The following is an 18202-nucleotide window of genomic DNA, read 5'->3' on the forward strand; positions in this document are numbered from 1 at the left end:
AAATTAGAATTACAGATAAGTTTTTAACTGATTTATCAACGATTAAAAAGAACTTATATTTTGGGGATTTTTTTCATTTAAAATAAAAAAAATGTGTAGGTTTGAATAGATATAACAAAAACTAAAAATAAACTATGTCAATATCAGCAAATAACCCAGATAGAAAATCGTGGTTACACGTCGATAAAAATTCAGATTTTCCAATTCAAAACATTCCTTTTGGAGTATTCCTAACGCGCGATGACATTATTACTATTGGAACACGTATTGGTGATACTGCTATCGACCTTGGTGCACTACATCAGTTAGGGTATTTTGATGGTATTGCATTAACCGATGACATCTTTCTTCAAGACACGTTGAATGATTTTATTGCTGATGGCAGAAAAACGTGGAGGGCGGTAAGAAATAGAATAGCTGAAATTTTTGATTCGGAAAACGAAACCCTGAAAACCAATACAAAGCATAAAGAAATTGTCTTGTTTAGATTGGATGAAATTGAAATGCAATTACCAGTACAAATAGGTGATTATACTGATTTTTACTCTAGTATTGAACACGCCACTAATGTAGGAAGCATGTTTAGAGATCCAGACAACGCCTTATTGCCAAACTGGCTTCATATTCCTGTAGGTTACCACGGAAGAAGTTCTTCTATTATTCCTTCTGGAATTCCTGTACATAGGCCGCAAGGCCAAACCTTTCCAGAAGGTGCTAAGGAACCTGTTTTCGGACCATCAAAATTAGTTGATTTTGAGTTAGAAATGGCTTTTATAACGACTGATGCGAACGATTTAGGTGAACCTATTCCCATTGAAGAGGCCGAAGAATATATTTTTGGATTGGTATTGTTCAACGATTGGAGTGCTAGAGATATTCAAAAATGGGAATATGTACCTTTAGGTCCGTTTTTAGCTAAAAATTTCGCATCATCAATGTCGCCTTGGATTGTTACATTAGACGCATTAGAACCGTATCGTGTTGAAAGTCCAAAGCCTTTAAAACCGCAATTACCATATTTAAAATACAAAGGCAAAAAAAGTTTCGATATTGATTTAGAGGTTGCCATTCAACCTAAAGGAGCTAAAGAAACCATTGTTTCTAAATCTAATTTTAAGTATATGTATTGGAATATGTCTCAGCAGTTGGCACATCACACCATTAATGGATGTCCTGTTAACTCTGGAGACTTAATGGGAAGTGGTACCATTTCTGGACCAACCCCAGATTCCTACGGATCTATGCTTGAATTGACTTGGAGAGGAGAAAATCCTATTAAAATGAAAGATGGTTCTGAGCGTAAATTCATCAACGATAATGATACCGTAATTATGCGTGGTCATTGCGAAAAAGATGGCACTCGAATAGGTTTTGGTGAAGTATCTACCAAATTACTACCTGTTTATAATAAAAAATAAGATATCTCTTACATGTTTTTAATTAAATTTACATTTTAACTGATTTATTTGCGTTTTATCTGTTGTTTTAGTATCTTGGCACCACTTTTGGAAATGTACCCCAATAACCCAAAATCTTGAACACATGAAAAAATTTTTACTTTCTACACTCGTTTTAATACTTGTGCTATCGTGCAGTACTAGTAAAAAAATTGAAAAAGCCGTCAGCATAGGTAATTACGACCAAGCTATTTATGATGCTATTGGTAAATTACGAACTAATAAAGACAAAAGAGGAAAAGCGGACTTCATAGTCATGCTTCACGAAGCCTATAACAAGGCTACCGAACGTGATTTAAGTAATATCGATTTTCTTAAAAAAGACAACAATCCTGAAAATTACATTCGTATTTATGATGCCTATGTAGAACTAGATGCCAGGCAGGAGCGTATTAAACCATTACTTCCTCTATACATAAATGGAAAACAAGTTAATTTTGATTTCAATAATTACAACAATCAAATTATAAATCAAAAAAACAATGCTTCAGAGCAACTTTATAACAATGCCAAGGCATTATTAAACTCCAATAATAAATTAGATTTCAGAGCTGCTTATGACGATTTAAGCACCATTGAAGACATCAATCCTAATTATAAAGATGTGCGTCAACTTATGGAAGTCGCACACTTTAAAGGGACTAATTTTGTTTTGGTTGATATGGTTAATGATACTCAAAAAGTTATCCCAACAAGATTAGAAAGCGATTTATTGAATTTTAGCAGTTACGGACTTAACAATTTTTGGGCAGTGTATCATGCCACTCCAGAAGACAAGGTGACCTACGATTATAACATGCGTGTAAATTTAAGAGATATAAACATATCGCCCGAGCAAATTAAAGAACGTCAGGTTATTAAAGAAAAACAAATTGCCGACGGTAAAAAAAGTTTATTAAATGACAAAGGGCAAGTTGTAAAAGACAGCCTTGGCAATGCTATACAAGTTGATAACTTAAAAACAGTACGTTGTGAGTATTATGAGTTTACGCAGTTTAAAGCAACTCAAGTAACCGGTAATGTGGAATATGTGAATATAAAAACCAATCAATTGGTGGATGCTTTTCCGATAACCAGTGAATTTGTTTTCCAGCATATTTATGCAACATCTAGAGGAGATCGTAGAGCTTTAGAAACTAGTTTAATCCCTTTTTTAGAAAGGCGTGCAATCCCCTTCCCTAGTGAAGAACAAATGGTTTATGATACGGGTGAAGATTTAAAAAATAAACTCAAAAACATTATAAACTCTTATAGATTATAAACTAATAAAAAACCTCCCAAAATATTTTGGGAGGTTTTTTATTGATATATTGTTATATTAATTTCAACCACTAAACTACTGCGGGAAAGCAAGAAACGGCACCTGTAGTTCTCCTAATTTTTTATAGCCTAATGCATTCATATGGATAGCGTCTCTATAATATAAATGCTTATTGTATATATTGTATCCACCTAAAGAAAACTGATCTAGTACTGGTATCCCATGAAGTGAGCAGACTTCTTTTTGCATTTCTACATATTGATTCATCCCATTAGCAAAAAATGGATCATATCCTCCTCTATCAATAAAGGCTTTGCTAGATGTAAAAAAGTATATATCAGCATTGGGATTTAATTCATAAATTCTTTTTATACAATAGTTTATTCCTCCTGCTTGCGATATTAATTTTGAATTATCATAACCATCAAATTCTGTATAATCTGTATAAGAACCAACAGCCCTATCATTTGTATAGTCATTGGTTGATGCCCAAAGTACATAAATATCAAACTCTCCAGCTTCATCAACTTGCTGTTGAACAGATTTTCCCTGTAATGAGGAAAAACCTGCACCAGGGACTCCATAATTAGTAATACGCATTCCTAAATATTCATTCCACATATTTTTGGCACTATCACTTGCGGTAATTACCGAAACTGAGCCGCCAAAAACAGCTACAGACTTTCCATAATTGAAGGATTCTTTAAAAGTTAAAGTATCAATTATATTTTGTGAATAAACAGTATTCAACAATAGAAATAATAAAATAGCAAAATAATTTACGCTTCGTTTCATGTTATCTTATATTATATTGATGACTATTTGTTTGTGTTGGTAACCTAGTTTAATACAATCAGTTACTTTCTTTGTTTACAGAAATTAACTTTTATTTAAATATACTTCCACCTATAACTCAGAAAAATTTTAAATAATTTAAAACAACTAATATGTGAAGTGACTCAAAGGTTTATGAAAAAAATAAATCTAAGTATTAAAGGAAAACTAAAAACTCAATATTTTTCAGGTACAAAAGTCTGGTAATTTATTGGTGGCCTTACATAAGCTTTGTAATCTGGTAAGTCAGGAAGTTCCACAGGTTTAACATCCATTTTTTCATGAGGAATCTGACTTAACACATGACTTATACAGTTTAATCGTGCTTTTTTCTTGTTGTCGGCATTCACAACAAACCAAGGCACTTGTTTCGTATCAGTATGTGCAAACATATTGTCTTTTGCTTTTGAATACTCTAACCATCTAGAACGTGATTCTAAATCCATCGGACTAAATTTCCAACGTTTTAAAGGGTTACTTATACGGTTTTTAAAACGTTTTTCCTGCTCTTCATCACTTACTGAAAACCAGTATTTTAAAACAATAGTTCCAGACCTAACCAGCATACGCTCAAACTCTGGACATGACCTTAAAAATTCATTATATTCTTCATCTGTACAAAACCCCATAACCTTTTCTACTCCTGCTCTATTATACCAACTTCTATCAAAAAGTATGATTTCTCCGGCAGCAGGTAAATAAGGGACATACCTTTGAAAATACCATTGTGTTTTTTCTCTTTCGGTTGGCACGCCTAAGGCAACTACTTTACAAACACGAGGATTTAAAGGTTCGGTAAAACGCTTAATAGTACCTCCTTTTCCAGAGGCATCTCTACCCTCAAAAACGATAACTACTTTTAAACCTTGCTTTTTTACCCATTCTTGTAAATGAACTAATTCTTCATGTAATATGGCTAGTTCTTTATCGTAATCAAATTTCTTATGATTTGAAGCGTCTGTACTTGGTGATTTCATTCTCACAAGTTAATAAAAAAAACTGACCTTCGATTTGAAAATCTCAAAATTTAGGAGACAATTTATTAGATGAAATTTAAAATAAAACAGATATTTTTATCAAAATATATTCCTAATTTGACTCAAACATTGATTTTGTTTTTATCGTTTTTACAAACACAAATATGAGATATCCAATTGGTCCAGACATAAACGAAAAGGGTAGAATAAGTGTGTATATTAATCTTGATATTTTAAGCTCTTTTGATTGCTTAACAATATAAGCACCTACAAATAAATCGAACGCTAGATAGTGAAGCCAACCCGCTGCAACAGCTGTGTCACTTTTAAATAGTTCCTTCACGTTTTCTAATGTTGTAAAACTATCTGAATTAAAGTTACCAATATCATTAAAAATTAAATAGGCATAAATCACAGCAAGTATAAACACCACGCCTTTTAATATAAGTGTTTGAGTAAATTTCCAAGTTGGCAATAACACTAGTAATAACCAACCAAGAATTACGAAGGCATTTGCAAATGAAAAGATTTGAGTTGCTGTCATAATTTATTCTATTTATTAAATATTGAGATACATCATGTCAAACACCGATATTATTCATTTATAAATTGAATATAATGCTGATATCTCTCAAAAATTTGCCTTACATAATTATACGGTTCTAAACCACGCACATAACCATATTTTACAATAGGGTGATTATAATAATCTGGTTCATTCAGTTTTAAAACAATGTTTTCGACATTATCATCCCAGATATCTTTATTTAATCCTTTTTCTACTGCTAAATTTTGTGCGTCTATAACATGATATAATCCGCAGTTGTAAGAGGCCATTGTAAATTTTATACGCTGTACAGAATCGTTTACCTGTTCAAAATTCTCCCACAATTGTTTCAAATATTTAGTTCCTCCTTTTATACTTTGTTCTGGGTCTGCCCTATTAGTTACTCCTAATTCTTCAGCCGTTTTTGGCATTAACTGCATTAATCCAGATGCTTCTGCCCATGAACTCACTCTGGGATCAAATTTTGACTCTTGATAAACTTGAGAAGCCACTAGCCTCCAATCCCAATTTATAGATTTTGAATATTTCTTAATTAAATCATCGTAGAGACTGATCTGTTGTTTATTTAAACTATAAAAATTACTTCTTATTTTTCTTCTGAAGTATTTCTTGTTTTTGAAATACTTATTATAAATTATATTAAAGTCTATTTGCCTTTTGATTTGTTCTAACCAACTATTGGTAGCTTTTAGTAAGTTTTGTGAGTCATGTCTGGTTGCCCAGGCTATTCTTTGAGAAAAACTAACAGGAACCTTTACATCCAAAATTGGATAATACGTTGCCATAATACTTGCAATGTTTTGGTCTGCAATGGTATATCTAATTTCACCTTCGGCAACTTTCTCTATTATTTCATCCGTTGCCAACTCACCAGGAAGCAGATCTAAATGTATTGTACCTCCTAATTCTTCAGATAAATTATATATTCTTTCTTTAAAAGAAGACATATCCCTAACAGAAATGGTGTCTCCTAACAAATCTATGGGGTCATGTACTAATGTTTTTGTTAACGTGCCCCAACTCATACTTCGCCAATTATCAGGCTTCTTTTGCACCAAAACTTGTTTCGTTAAATACAAATGATTTGTAAAAGAAACATCCTCTTTTCTATCAGTTGTAATGGTTAAGCCATGAGCTACAATATCGCCTTCTCCATTATTTAGTTTTTCAAAAAGCTCATTTACATTACTTACGACTATTATTTCTAAAGAGACCCCTAAATACTTTGAAAATCGTTCAAGCAATTCAAATTCATATCCCATCGGACGCCCTTTATAAAGATAGTAAGTGGTTCCGCTATATACCATTAAAGCCTTTAAAGTACCCGATGCTTTAATTTGTTCTAAATCCCAGTTTTCGTCAATTTCATTTACTTCAATATTATTTATTGAATCATTTTCACAACAACAAAAAAGAAACAAAACAAGGTAAACTAGTTTTATACTTTTATTAAAAAGGCCTTTATATGTCATTAAATTTTATTGATAGACTCTGATATAATCAACTTCCATGGCACTTTCTTCAAAAGATGGATCAATATCTGGTTCAATCGCTATATTAAGCAATAAATATTGATCTGAAATAAATGGCCAGGTACTTGCATCTTTAATAGTTGGTTGGTAGGTATAATATTCATCACCATCAACAGAAAAAATCATCTTATCCTCATACCATTCTAAGCTATAAACATGAAATTGATTTGAAACATTTTCTACACTTTTACCGCCAAGATTTACGACATCATCACCAGCACTAGATGCCGTATGAACGGCACTTTGTATATAATTTTGTCTTTTACCCCAATGCTCTACAATATCAACTTCACCACAAACTGGCCAATAGGTAGTTCCGAATCCTTGTTTTTGCCAATAAGCACCCGGTTCATCAATATTCTTATTTAACATCCAAATAGCTGGCCACGTACCAATTCCCATCGGTAATTTCGCCCTTACTTCTACCCGACCATACGTGAATGTGAATTTTGAATTTAATCTAGCCGATGTATATTCTTTTATTTCTCCCTGATCGTTAAATATTTCCTTTTTCGCTACTATATTTAAAATCCCATCTTTTACATATGCATTCTCTTTTCTGTCGGTGTAATGATTTATTAAACCACCATACCAATCACCACCTGCTGGTAATTGAGTTTGTTGAAACCATTTCTCTGAATTAATAGCTCCATTTTCATCGAATTCATCAGACCAAACTAATGTATCAAATTTTAAAGTAGACTTACTTTTTGATTTACCACAATTAATTGTTGTGAAGGAAAAAAACAACAAAAAAACAAACAATAAAACACGCATATATATTTAAAATTAGAATATTATCATCTAAATATAATGTTTACGAAATACTTAAAAAAATAAAATTACTCTTAAAGTGTCATATAAGTTGTTGAAGATTTATATTATTAATACCTCCATGACTAGAATGAACAACCACCACTCCATTTTTAATAACTAATAATTGAGGAGACTCATGATTGACCTGAAATTGCTGTGCTATTTGATGAGAAACATCTCTATAGTTTATTAAATCTAAATAATATAAGTCAAACACATTATTGGAAAAATTATAATCTCTTTCAAATTGTTTTTTAACCATTCTACTAATACCACATCTGGTGGAATGCTTAAAAATAAGCTGCCTTTTTGTAATTGAATTGTCTTTAATCTCATCTAATTGAGAAATAGTAGTTAAAACTTTCCAAGGTAATTCTTTTCTTTCTTCAGTTTCAGATGAACTGTTAAATATCTTGTTAAATAATCCCATATTTTGTAATTTAATTAGTGTTCAGTCGTAATCCTTTTCTAATCTTACAATCTGACTAAACGTCTCATTATTATTGGGTTAAACTGACGTTTTGTCCTTTAAATTCTATTGGTAAGGTTATTGACCTATTCAGAATACGAAGAAAAATAAATAACATTATGAACTTAAATAATTATACTATAAAATCACAAGAAGCTATTCAGCAAGCACAACAGCTTGCCCAAAGTTTCGGTCATCAAGAAATAGAAAATGAACATATTTTTAAAGCACTTTTTGATGTTGATGAAAACGTACTTCCATTCATTTTAAAAAAATTGAATGTCAATATTAATATCTTAGTACAAGCTCTTGATAAACAAATAGAAAGTTTCTCTAAAGTTTCTGGCGGAGATATTATGCTATCCAGAGAAGCAGGAAAAACATTAAATGAAGCGTCGATTATTGCGAAAAAAATGAAAGACGACTATGTTTCTGTTGAACATTTAATTATTGCTATTTTTAAATCAAACAGCAAAATTGCGCAAATGTTAAAAGATCAAGGTGTTACCGAAAAAGGATTAATATCGGCTATTGACGAATTGCGTAAGGGTGACAATGTAACATCTCAAAGCCAGGAAGAAACTTATAATGCCCTTAATAAATACGCAAAGAACTTAAACCAAATGGCGAAAGATGGCAAACTAGATCCTGTTATTGGTCGTGATGAAGAAATACGAAGAATTCTTCAAATTCTTTCACGTAGAACCAAAAACAACCCGATTCTAGTTGGTGAACCTGGAACTGGTAAAACAGCAATTGCTGAAGGTTTAGCACATAGAATTGTTGATGGTGACATCCCTGAAAACTTAAGAGACAAACAAATTTTCGCTTTGGACATGGGTGCTTTAATTGCTGGCGCTAAGTATAAAGGCGAATTTGAAGAACGCTTAAAAGCAGTGATTAAAGAAGTGACTACTAGCGAAGGCGATATTGTACTCTTTATTGATGAAATTCACACGCTTGTTGGCGCAGGTGGTGGCCAAGGGGCAATGGATGCTGCGAATATTTTAAAACCTGCTTTAGCAAGAGGTGAACTACGCGCTATTGGAGCAACCACCTTGGATGAATATCAAAAATATTTTGAAAAAGACAAAGCCCTTGAACGTAGATTCCAAAAAGTAATGGTAGACGAGCCTGATACCGAAAGTGCTATTTCCATCTTGCGTGGTATTAAAGAAAAATACGAAACACATCATAAAGTTAGAATTAAAGACGAAGCTATTATTGGAGCTGTTGAATTATCACAACGCTATATCACCAATAGATTTCTTCCAGATAAAGCTATTGACTTAATGGATGAAGCAGCGTCCAAATTACGCATGGAAATCAATTCTAAACCAGAAGAACTCGATGTTTTAGATAGAAAAATCATGCAGTTAGAGATTGAAATTGAAGCGATAAAACGTGAAAAAGATGAAGCTAAGCTAAAAGTATTGCGTTCAGATTTAGCGAATATCAAGGAAGAAAGAAACGAAATGTTTGCGAAGTGGAAAAGCGAAAAAGAAGTAGTTGATAATATTCAAAATATTAAACAAGATATTGAAAACTATAAACTGGAAGCTGAACGAGCAGAGCGTGATGGTGATTACGGCAAAGTTGCCGAATTGCGCTACGGAAAAATAAAAGAATCTCAAGAACAATTAGAAAAATTACAAAAAACATTAAAAGAGAATCAATCTGGAAGCTCTCTTATAAAAGAAGAAGTTACTTATGATGACATTGCTGAAGTTGTAGCCAAATGGACGGGAATACCTGTTGTAAAAATGCTTCAAAGTGAGCGCGAAAAACTTTTAAAACTTGAAGATGAGCTTCATAAGCGTGTTGTTGGTCAAGACGAAGCTATTATTGCTGTGAGTGACGCAGTAAGACGCAGCCGCGCAGGATTACAAAATCCAAAAAAACCAATTGGTACATTTCTATTTTTAGGGACTACAGGTGTTGGAAAAACAGAACTTGCGAAAGCCTTAGCTGAATATCTTTTTGATGACGATAACGCGATGACAAGAATTGACATGAGCGAATATCAAGAGCGTCATGCGGTAAGCCGATTAGTTGGTGCGCCTCCAGGATATGTTGGTTACGACGAAGGTGGTCAGTTAACTGAAGCGGTAAGAAGAAAACCGTATTCCGTTATTCTTTTAGATGAAATTGAAAAAGCGCATCCTGACACCTTTAATATCTTATTACAGGTCTTAGATGAGGGCCGTTTAACTGATAATAAAGGCAGGGTTGCTGATTTTAAAAACTCAATTATAATCATGACTTCTAATTTAGGTAGTACTATTATTCATGATCGTTTTGAAGCAACGAAAGATATAGATTCCGCCATTGAAGCGGCAAAAGTAGATGTTTTAGCGCTTCTGAAACAATCCGTTCGTCCAGAGTTTTTAAATAGAATTGATGATACCGTTATGTTTACGCCTCTAACTCAAGAGGATATTGTTGATATTGTAGGCTTACAAATAAAAGGTATCACAAAAATGATTGCTAAGCAAGGTATTACTTTTGATGCAACACAAGAAGCAATCAACTATTTAGCAAAAAAAGGATATAATCCAGAATATGGAGCAAGACCTGTAAAACGTGTGATTCAAAGAGAAGTATTAAACCAGTTAAGTAAAGAAATTTTAGCTGGTAAAGTAACAACTGACAGTGTCATTCTATTAGATGCATTTGATGATGAATTAGTTTTTAGAAATCAAGACGATTTAATTTCAAACAAAATTTAAGAAGTTTTATACAAGTGTAACAATTTTGTTAGAAAACAGTCTTTAAGTTGGTTGGTTAGTTAAAAGCAATGTGAATCAAATCTTTATTAAAATAAAGAAGATGAGCATTGCTTTTATTTTTGCCAAATAATCGATAAACGGTATCAAAAAACCAATAAAATGCATTTTTATTACAAAATATTGTAAATAAGTTATAAATTTGAACATAATTAAGTTCTGAAATTCCCCTCAAGAATTTAATAACATTCCCTCTTCAAAACATGTTAAAAAAACAAATTAAAAAAACCTACTTATATGGATATTAACTCATTCATAGATTTTACACTTTTAAAATCGTCTACCTCAGAACATGAGGTTGTTAACTTATGTAATCACGCACTTAACAATAATTATCATTCAATATGTATTAATGGTTGTTATGTGCCTCTAGCGAAACAGCTTCTTAATAAAACATGTGTAAAAATTTGCTCGGTCGTTGGTTTTCCTTTAGGAGCCATGGAAACAAAAGCAAAGGTATTCGAAGCTAAAAAGGCAATAGAAAATGGCGCTGATGAAATTGAAATGGTTATAAACATTGGCTTACTAAAGAGTAAAAATTATATGGCTCTTTTAAAAGATATTATTGATGTAAAATTGGCTATAAATGATAAGCCGCTAAAAGTTATTCTTGAAATAAGTGAACTTTCAAAAAACGAAATCATAAAAGCCTCTCAAATATGTATGGATGCAAATGCAGACTATATAAAAACCTCAACTGGGTTTACCAATAACGGGGCAACATTTACATCTATAAAGATTATTAAAAAAACAGTGAGAGAGGACATTAAAATTATTGCTTCTGGCGGAATAACTGATATTGATACTGCCAAAAAATTTATTCAATTAGGCGTTGAAAGAATAAGTATATCTCAAGAGTTAAAATCATCGAAAGCATCAATACTTGAGGAAGCTTATCAAACGACTGATAAGTGAAATTAGGCTATAAACTATAAAAAAAATGGAGTTGTTTTATTAAGCAGCTCCATTTTTTTATATCTATATTTAGTTAAAGTTAGATTTTAAAAATCAATGCTTCTGAATCTTGTTAGCCTTATATTAAGATTTACGTCAGCATCTAATAGATATGATATTTAAAAGGTTAACATTGCATAAAAGCAACATAAATTATAGCGCAATAAGGTAATTATTCAATTACTTTGCATACTCAAATTATTTTGAAAACTGTTTTTATTCAAATAAAATAGCCTTAACTTTAACCTATATAAAATATAATTATGATGCCTTTAAATACCTATATAGATCATACCCTTTTAAAAGCATCTGCTGCAGAAAAAGACATTATAAAACTTTGTAAAGAAGCCATTACATATCAGTTTTTTTCTGTTTGTGTTAATAGCTGTTATGTTTCGTTAGCCAAAGACTGTTTAAAAGATTCAAAGGTTAAGATCTGCAGTGTTATTGGCTTTCCTTTAGGAGCAATGTCATCTCGATCTAAAGCGACTGAGGCACAATTAGCTATACAAGACGGCGCTGACGAAATTGATATGGTCATGAATATTGGTTATTTAAAAAGCAAAGATTTTGATAAGGTCTATAAAGATGTTGAAGCTGTTAAAAAGGTAATGCCTAATAACACGTTAAAAGTTATTTTAGAAACTTGCTACCTTGACGATCATGAAATTATAAAAGCAAGTCAACTCGCTATAAAGGGAGGCGCAGATTTTATTAAAACTTCAACAGGTTTTGGAACCAGAGGCGCTAGCATAAACGATATTAACCTTATGAAAGATGTTGCTAAAGACTTTGTTAAAATAAAAGCTTCCGGCGGTATCAAAAATGCTAAAACAGCTTTAGAATATATTAATCTTGGTGTACAACGCTTAGGGACTTCTTCTGGGATTGCAATTCTAAAAGGAGAAGTATCAAATTCGAGCTATTAATAAAACTAAATTTTAAACGCATGAGTGTTCATATAGAAGCTAAAAAAGGGGATATTGCAGAAACCATTTTACTTCCTGGCGACCCTTTGAGAGCTAAATGGATCGCTGAAACTTTTTTAGAAAATCCAGTTTGTTTCAATAAAATAAGAGGTATGTTAGGCTTTACTGGGACATATCATGGCAAACGTGTATCTGTTATGGGAACCGGCATGGGAGTCCCAAGTATATCTATTTACACACATGAATTAATTACTGAATATGGGGTTAAAAATTTAATTCGTGTAGGCAGTGCTGGCTCATACCAAGCGCATGTTAAAATAAGGGATATTGTTTTAGCTATGGCAGCCTCTTCAAATTCTGGAATTAATGAACTTAGGTTTGGAGGCGCAGACTTTGCTCCTACTGCTAGTTTTAAATTATTCCAAAAAGCTGTAGAAGCAGCTAAATCAAAAGAAATAGAAATAAAAGCTGGTAATATATTTACCTCGGATGAGTTTTATGCCGATGATTTTGAATCTTATAAAAAATGGTCGAAATTTGGAGTACTTTGCGTCGAAATGGAATCTGCCGGGCTGTATACAATTGCAGCCAAACACAATGTAAATGCGCTTTCTATTTTAACTATTTCTGATTCTTTAGTTACTGGAGAACGAACCACAAGCGCTGAAAGAGAAACTACCTTTAAAGGAATGATAGAGATTGCTTTAGAACTCGCTTAATTTTTAATATGAAACATTTAAGCCGTATTATTTTAGGATGTATTTTAGTTTTTATTTCCTGTGGGAAAGAACTAAAAAAGTCTGAATCAAATAAAGAGAAGATTTCTACTTTTTATTTTATTAGACATGCTGAAAAAGACAGAAGTGATGCAACAAATGATAATCCACATTTATTAGACATTGGTAAACAACGAGCAGAAAAATGGAGTGACGTATTAAAAAATATAAACTTTGATGCTATCTATTCTACGAATTACAACAGAACCAAAGAAACAGCAAAACCGACAGCGTTAAAAAATCAATTAGAACTTACTATTTATAACCCGAAAACAATAGACATTCCTATATTTTTAAAAGAAAATGACGGAAAAAATGTTTTGGTTGTTGGACATAGTAATTCAACACCTGAATTTGTTAATGCCATTTTAAAAACGAATATCTATAAGCATATAGAAGATAATAACAATGGTAATATTTATATTATCTCAATAAATGCAAATGCAGATATAATTACCAATAACTTATTATTCGTTAATTAGAATCAGTTCTTACAGTTATGTTTTCTAACTCTATTTTTGAAAGTAATTCTAATTCGTTATTTTCAAATTGTAAGTCTAATGTTTCTAAAACAGCATTATCACCTTTCGGCTTATAATTATCATAATCGACAAACCGAATACCTTCTATACATCGTTCGTTATAAGCTTCGCGAAAGCGTAAACCTGTACCTTGCTTTTCCTTATAAGAATAGGCTAAATAATCAGCTTTATAAGTATTGGTGTTAATCCAATAGATAAAAATATCTTCAAAGTCTTCTCCTCCACCTACTTCATTAAAAGTAACTTTTATTTTATAATAGCTTTTTCCTTTTATTTTCGATTTTCCTAAAAGTAGTTTGTTCACAGCTGCTTCATTTAATCCATAAGGTAATACCGAAAAGTAATGAACTGAGTTTACAGAATTGGAATATTTAACTGCCATAGAGTCTTGAATAACTACAGACTCATCATTAAAGAATCGTTTAAATCCATCATTAGAAAGAATATCTTTTAAGTTTCCATTAGGAACCGAATAACTTCGCTCAAATTTATACAGCCCATCATTTCGAGTGGCTTTATAGTGTGTTTTTCTAAAATCAAAATCAATTATTGAATTGTCAAGTATATCGCCTCCTGAAACTTCAATCGATTTACTAATAATGAAATCAGCATCGTGAAGTTCATTTTTACAACTTAAAATTGATATCGTTAATACAAATAGCAATATGATTTTTTTTAGCATAGGAAACACTTTAATGGTCTGTCGTAAAACTAGTAACTACTTAACTAAAAGAAATAAATTTTAACCTAATTATTAGAATTTATTTTAAATGAAATTTTTTGACCTGTAAACTTTTGCGCTATTATATTTATTGATTTTTCTTCCAATTGAAGGACTCTTGGATATCCGCCTGTTGTCTGACAATCGCGCATTAAAATAATAAGATTTCCCGATGGCGTTAATTGAACCGTTCCTGGAATCACTAAAGACGTTATTATAGGCTCTAAACTATTATCGAAAGACTCTTGTAATTGATACCCCATTCTACTATTGTTCTTAGAAATCGTAAAGTCTTTTGAAAATAATTCAGATTGCTGTTGTTCTGAAAGTCGATTAAATTCAGGACCTTTAAAAACATTAATATTCATCGAGTTTAAATAAGACAAATCTACACGAACAGATGCATTTTGTTCAATTAAATCTAATTCAGATTCATTAATCGAAATTACATATCCTTTATTTAAAACATACTGTTTTGTGATTCCTTTATACATACTAGCACTTGCCATCGCAGCCTCTGAATTAATTCCTCCTAAAACCGCAACATAACTTCTAAATCCGAATTTTAAAGCACCAAACGATAAGACATCTCCTTGGTTAACTTTAATTATTTTACATAACTCTATAGGCGTTTCATTTAATTTTGGAGACATATTGGCTCCCGAAATACAGATATAAGTATCAATATCAAACTCTAAAGCAGCCCCAGTCATAGTCATTTCAACAACAGGTAAATCTTCAGAATTCCCTAATAATGAATTAGCCAAAGCAGCTGCTTGCTTATCCATAACACCAGCTAAGGGAACACCATATGATTGATACCCGTGTCTGCCAAAATCCTGAATAGAAGAATAAAATCCTGCATTTAGAACATTAATCATAAATCTCCTCGCTTTCCATTTGATACACACCAGCTTCTATAAGCGTTTTTATATCTTGATATTCCTTCTTTGAAATAGGTGAAAATTTTATTTTATCACCTAGTTTAGCAAAACAAGGTATGTCTTTTTCTACATTAAAAAAGTTAATTGGAGTGTTCCCAATTATGTTCCATCCACCCGGACTTTCAATTGGATAAACACCTGTTTGATGTCCCCCAATAGCAACAGAACCTTTATCAATTTTTAATCTTGGAGTCGATTTTCTTGGCGCATATAAACTTTCATCTAGACCACCTAAATATAAAAATCCAGGTAAAAAACCGATAAAAAAAACGGTGTAAATAGTTTCAAAATGTCGCTTAATAATTTCACTTTTAGATACCCCTGTTAAATCTGAAATATGTTGCAAATCGAAACCAAAAGATTTATCATAACAAACCGGTATTTTCCATAAAACTGACATGATGTCACTATAAGAATTCGGTGATATATATATATTTCTTAAGATACTTACCTCATTTTCAAAATTCCTACAAATGGAATTATAACTAATTAGTAACGAGTTGTATGCTGATTTTAATTCAACAATAGATTTAATATTTTTATCCGCGATAGCTGTTTTAAATTTAATAATATCTCTTAAAATATCTTCTCTAATCTCAGAAGGCCATTCAACTAAAATAGAACGCTCACCAAAGGGTTTAAATATTAAATTAAAACTCATATTTTAGCGTATTTGAATGCCGTTTTCAGCAAGTCGAGTTTTTAAATTTTTTATAAATAAAACAGCATTTGGATGATCCCCATGAACACAAAAGGTCGTGGCAAAAATATCTATTTCAGACTCCGTTATTGTTTTAATTTTTTTAAAAATAATCATTCTATACACATGTTCAAACATTTGAGTAGCATCTTCAATTAGCGCATTGTTTTTTGTCCTCGAAACTAAACTACCATCATCATTATAATTCCTATCCGCAAAAGCTTCATGCATAATGGGAATATCGTTTTCAATTGCCAATTTTTCAATTACAGAATTATTCGGTACATAAAGTTTAATTGGTAACATAAAACTTTTCATTACTTCTATAATAACGTTTGCAATTTTAGAATCAACAGCTGCAAGATTATATAAAGCACCATGAGGTTTTACATGATGTATTCTAGCTTGTTCCTCCTTTAAAACAACCATCAAATTATCGATTTGATCTTTTAATGACGTATATAAAGCAGCACTGGTTATCTTAATTGGAATACGTCCAAAATTCTCTATATCTGGAAATGATGGATGTGCTCCAATTTTAACTTGATATTGTTTTGCTAATTTAACAACAGATCGCATGGTTTCTAAATCGCCTGCATGACCACCACAAGCAATATTACAGGACGAAATATATGGCATTAATTGAGATTCGTTATAAATTCCTTCCCCTACATCCACATTAATATCTACTGCTGTATGATACATTAAAATAGATTTAAATTTAAAATTTTGCTTATCGTTGCAATTGACAACAACATACTAATTCCAAAAATTATAATAGCCAAAATATTCTGCCTAATAGAATTTTTAAAAACACCTAAAATCGACCTTTGGTTCATAATCCATATTAAAAAACCGGCAATCACTGGTAATAAAATACCATTAGCGATTTGTGCAAATTTGATGATATCAATTGGTTTTATCCCTAAAGAAGAAAATAAAATTCCTAACAAGAGAATAAACATCCAGACTCCTCTAAATTTTTTAGAATCTAAATCTGTTTCCCACCCTAAACAACCACTGGTCACATAAGCTGCAGCCAAAGGCGCTGTAATAGCGCTTGTAATTCCTGCTGAGAATAAACCAATAGCTAAAAAATATGTTGAAAAATCACCAAATAAAGGTTCTAATCCTTTTGCTAAATCTACCGCATTCGAAATACTACCAGTTTGAATAGATGCTGCTGATATAATCACAAACATAGAAACAATACCTCCTAAAATCACCGCAACAAAAGAGTCTTTTCTTGCAAATTCCAAATCCTGTTTGGTCTTCCATTTTTCTTTAACCAGTGACGCATGCAAAAATAAATTATATGGCACCACTGTTGTGCCTATAAGACCAATCACCGTTAATAAACTATTCTTAGGAAATTGCGGAATAAAAATCCCTTTTAATATATCTGAAATATTGGGTTGTGTAATAATACCAGTTACTATAAACGCTAAACTCATAATAATAACCAGAGATATTAATGCTTTTTCTAAAGTTTTATAATTTCCGAAGAATAAAATTAAAAATGCAATAAATCCAATAGTAAGACTTAAAACGTTGATTGAAAGGCTTCCGATAGAAAATCTTGGATTCGTCATCAAAGTTTCTAAACCTAAAACAGCACCACTAATATTCCCCGCTTCATAGGCTGCATTACCAAAAACAATGGCAATAAAAATCAGTAATATAGTAATGAACTTAAAAAACGGATTGTGTATCTCTGTTTTAATTACTTCTGCTAATCCTTTTTGTGAAATAACACCGAGTCTTGCCGACATTTCTTGTAAAACAAGCGTTGCTATCACAGATAAACCCATGGCCCAAAGCAAGGTAAACCCAAAATTTACGCCTGCCAAAGTACATACAGTAATCGTTCCAGGGCCAATAAAAGCAGCTGCAACTAAGGGACCTGGGCCGATATTCTTAAACCATGATTTCACTT

General features: G+C 31.9%; 18 protein-coding genes. 7 read left to right on the forward strand and 11 right to left on the reverse strand.

Features of this window, described 5'->3' with window-relative positions:
• Positions 1 to 134 precede the first annotated feature (134 nt).
• Entirely contained in the window at positions 135 to 1418 is a 1284-nt protein-coding gene (gene fahA, locus AC15TD_RS08105) for a fumarylacetoacetase (protein ID WP_484451634.1), read from the forward strand.
• A gap of 124 nt (positions 1419 to 1542) precedes the next feature.
• Positions 1543 to 2718: a hypothetical protein gene (locus AC15TD_RS08110; RefSeq protein WP_484451635.1), complete on the forward strand. Its 1176-nt coding sequence runs from the start codon at positions 1543 to 1545 to the stop codon at positions 2716 to 2718.
• Positions 2719 to 2793: 75 nt separating this feature from the next.
• Here the strand turns inward: AC15TD_RS08110 and AC15TD_RS08115 are convergent, their stop codons facing one another.
• The 6 genes from AC15TD_RS08115 to ytxJ all read right to left on the reverse strand — a co-directional run bounded on the left by AC15TD_RS08115 (position 2794) and on the right by ytxJ (position 7875).
• Positions 2794 to 3513 carry an SGNH/GDSL hydrolase family protein gene (locus AC15TD_RS08115; RefSeq protein WP_484451636.1) on the reverse strand — a complete coding sequence of 240 codons (720 nt, stop codon included), beginning with the start codon at positions 3511 to 3513 and terminating at the stop codon, positions 2794 to 2796.
• Between the two features lie 215 nt (positions 3514 to 3728).
• Positions 3729 to 4529, reverse strand: coding sequence for a polyphosphate kinase 2 (gene ppk2 / locus AC15TD_RS08120; RefSeq protein WP_484451637.1), 801 nt, complete (start codon positions 4527 to 4529; stop codon positions 3729 to 3731).
• Between the two features lie 112 nt (positions 4530 to 4641).
• Complete coding sequence (locus AC15TD_RS08125) at positions 4642 to 5073, reverse strand: ABA4-like family protein (RefSeq protein WP_484451638.1); 432 nt, start codon at positions 5071 to 5073, stop codon at positions 4642 to 4644.
• Positions 5074 to 5123: 50 nt separating this feature from the next.
• Entirely contained in the window at positions 5124 to 6569 is a 1446-nt protein-coding gene (locus tag AC15TD_RS08130; RefSeq protein WP_484451639.1) for an MltF family protein, read from the reverse strand.
• A 6-nt stretch (positions 6570 to 6575) separates the two neighbouring features.
• The gene (locus AC15TD_RS08135) at positions 6576 to 7406 is read right to left on the reverse strand and encodes a glycoside hydrolase family 16 protein (protein WP_484451640.1); all 831 of its coding nucleotides are present in this window, start codon (positions 7404 to 7406) and stop codon (positions 6576 to 6578) included.
• A gap of 79 nt (positions 7407 to 7485) precedes the next feature.
• The gene (ytxJ, locus tag AC15TD_RS08140; protein ID WP_484451641.1) at positions 7486 to 7875 is read right to left on the reverse strand and encodes a bacillithiol system redox-active protein YtxJ; all 390 of its coding nucleotides are present in this window, start codon (positions 7873 to 7875) and stop codon (positions 7486 to 7488) included.
• Between the two features lie 158 nt (positions 7876 to 8033).
• Here ytxJ and clpB point away from each other — a divergent pair, with 158 nt between their 5' ends.
• The 5 genes from clpB to AC15TD_RS08165 all read left to right on the forward strand — a co-directional run bounded on the left by clpB (position 8034) and on the right by AC15TD_RS08165 (position 13841).
• Entirely contained in the window at positions 8034 to 10643 is a 2610-nt protein-coding gene (clpB, locus tag AC15TD_RS08145; RefSeq protein ID WP_484451642.1) for an ATP-dependent chaperone ClpB, read from the forward strand.
• A gap of 294 nt (positions 10644 to 10937) precedes the next feature.
• Positions 10938 to 11615, forward strand: coding sequence for a deoxyribose-phosphate aldolase (gene deoC, locus AC15TD_RS08150; RefSeq protein ID WP_484451643.1), 678 nt, complete (start codon positions 10938 to 10940; stop codon positions 11613 to 11615).
• Positions 11616 to 11920: 305 nt separating this feature from the next.
• Positions 11921 to 12583: a deoxyribose-phosphate aldolase gene (gene deoC, locus AC15TD_RS08155; protein WP_484451695.1), complete on the forward strand. Its 663-nt coding sequence runs from the start codon at positions 11921 to 11923 to the stop codon at positions 12581 to 12583.
• Positions 12584 to 12603: 20 nt separating this feature from the next.
• On the forward strand, positions 12604 to 13302 hold the full coding sequence (gene deoD, locus AC15TD_RS08160) for a purine-nucleoside phosphorylase (RefSeq protein WP_484451644.1): 699 nt from the start codon (positions 12604 to 12606) through the stop codon (positions 13300 to 13302).
• Positions 13303 to 13310: 8 nt separating this feature from the next.
• Positions 13311 to 13841 carry a phosphoglycerate mutase family protein gene (locus tag AC15TD_RS08165; RefSeq protein ID WP_484451645.1) on the forward strand — a complete coding sequence of 177 codons (531 nt, stop codon included), beginning with the start codon at positions 13311 to 13313 and terminating at the stop codon, positions 13839 to 13841.
• Here AC15TD_RS08165 and AC15TD_RS08170 read toward each other — a convergent pair.
• The 5 genes from AC15TD_RS08170 to AC15TD_RS08190 form a co-directional block, all read right to left on the reverse strand.
• Positions 13834 to 14583 carry a DUF6503 family protein gene (locus AC15TD_RS08170; RefSeq protein WP_484451646.1) on the reverse strand — a complete coding sequence of 250 codons (750 nt, stop codon included), beginning with the start codon at positions 14581 to 14583 and terminating at the stop codon, positions 13834 to 13836. The genes AC15TD_RS08165 and AC15TD_RS08170 overlap by 8 nt on opposite strands.
• Before the next feature lie 65 nt (positions 14584 to 14648).
• A complete protein-coding gene (locus AC15TD_RS08175; protein ID WP_484451647.1) occupies positions 14649 to 15503 on the reverse strand; it encodes a 5-oxoprolinase subunit C family protein in 855 nt (284 codons plus the stop codon).
• Positions 15496 to 16227, reverse strand: a complete 732-nt coding sequence (gene pxpB / locus AC15TD_RS08180) for a 5-oxoprolinase subunit PxpB (protein ID WP_484451648.1) — start codon at positions 16225 to 16227, stop codon at positions 15496 to 15498. Before pxpB ends, AC15TD_RS08175 begins: the two co-directional genes overlap by 8 nt.
• Positions 16228 to 16230: 3 nt before the next feature.
• Complete coding sequence (gene pxpA, locus AC15TD_RS08185) at positions 16231 to 16971, reverse strand: 5-oxoprolinase subunit PxpA (protein WP_484451649.1); 741 nt, start codon at positions 16969 to 16971, stop codon at positions 16231 to 16233.
• The gene (locus AC15TD_RS08190; RefSeq protein WP_484451650.1) at positions 16971 to 18200 is read right to left on the reverse strand and encodes an Nramp family divalent metal transporter; all 1230 of its coding nucleotides are present in this window, start codon (positions 18198 to 18200) and stop codon (positions 16971 to 16973) included. Before AC15TD_RS08190 ends, pxpA begins: the two co-directional genes overlap by 1 nt.
• Between the last annotated feature and the right edge of the window lie 2 nt (positions 18201 to 18202).

Source organism: Yeosuana sp., assembly GCF_057126245.1.

Bases quoted from the DNA above. Each gene is read 5' to 3' on its own strand.
- fahA (WP_484451634.1), top strand. From the start codon at position 135: ATGTCAATATCAGCAAATAACCCAGATAGAAAATCGTGGTTACACGTC.
- AC15TD_RS08110 (WP_484451635.1), top strand. From the start codon at position 1,543: ATGAAAAAATTTTTACTTTCTACACTCGTTTTAATACTTGTGCTATCG.
- AC15TD_RS08115 (WP_484451636.1), bottom strand. From the start codon at position 3,513: ATGAAACGAAGCGTAAATTATTTTGCTATTTTATTATTTCTATTGTTG.
- ppk2 (WP_484451637.1), bottom strand. From the start codon at position 4,529: ATGAAATCACCAAGTACAGACGCTTCAAATCATAAGAAATTTGATTAC.
- AC15TD_RS08125 (WP_484451638.1), bottom strand. From the start codon at position 5,073: ATGACAGCAACTCAAATCTTTTCATTTGCAAATGCCTTCGTAATTCTT.
- AC15TD_RS08130 (WP_484451639.1), bottom strand. From the start codon at position 6,569: ATGACATATAAAGGCCTTTTTAATAAAAGTATAAAACTAGTTTACCTT.
- AC15TD_RS08135 (WP_484451640.1), bottom strand. From the start codon at position 7,406: ATGCGTGTTTTATTGTTTGTTTTTTTGTTGTTTTTTTCCTTCACAACA.
- ytxJ (WP_484451641.1), bottom strand. From the start codon at position 7,875: ATGGGATTATTTAACAAGATATTTAACAGTTCATCTGAAACTGAAGAA.
- clpB (WP_484451642.1), top strand. From the start codon at position 8,034: ATGAACTTAAATAATTATACTATAAAATCACAAGAAGCTATTCAGCAA.
- deoC (WP_484451643.1), top strand. From the start codon at position 10,938: ATGGATATTAACTCATTCATAGATTTTACACTTTTAAAATCGTCTACC.
- deoC (WP_484451695.1), top strand. From the start codon at position 11,921: ATGCCTTTAAATACCTATATAGATCATACCCTTTTAAAAGCATCTGCT.
- deoD (WP_484451644.1), top strand. From the start codon at position 12,604: ATGAGTGTTCATATAGAAGCTAAAAAAGGGGATATTGCAGAAACCATT.
- AC15TD_RS08165 (WP_484451645.1), top strand. From the start codon at position 13,311: ATGAAACATTTAAGCCGTATTATTTTAGGATGTATTTTAGTTTTTATT.
- AC15TD_RS08170 (WP_484451646.1), bottom strand. From the start codon at position 14,583: ATGCTAAAAAAAATCATATTGCTATTTGTATTAACGATATCAATTTTA.
- AC15TD_RS08175 (WP_484451647.1), bottom strand. From the start codon at position 15,503: ATGATTAATGTTCTAAATGCAGGATTTTATTCTTCTATTCAGGATTTT.
- pxpB (WP_484451648.1), bottom strand. From the start codon at position 16,227: ATGAGTTTTAATTTAATATTTAAACCCTTTGGTGAGCGTTCTATTTTA.
- pxpA (WP_484451649.1), bottom strand. From the start codon at position 16,971: ATGTATCATACAGCAGTAGATATTAATGTGGATGTAGGGGAAGGAATT.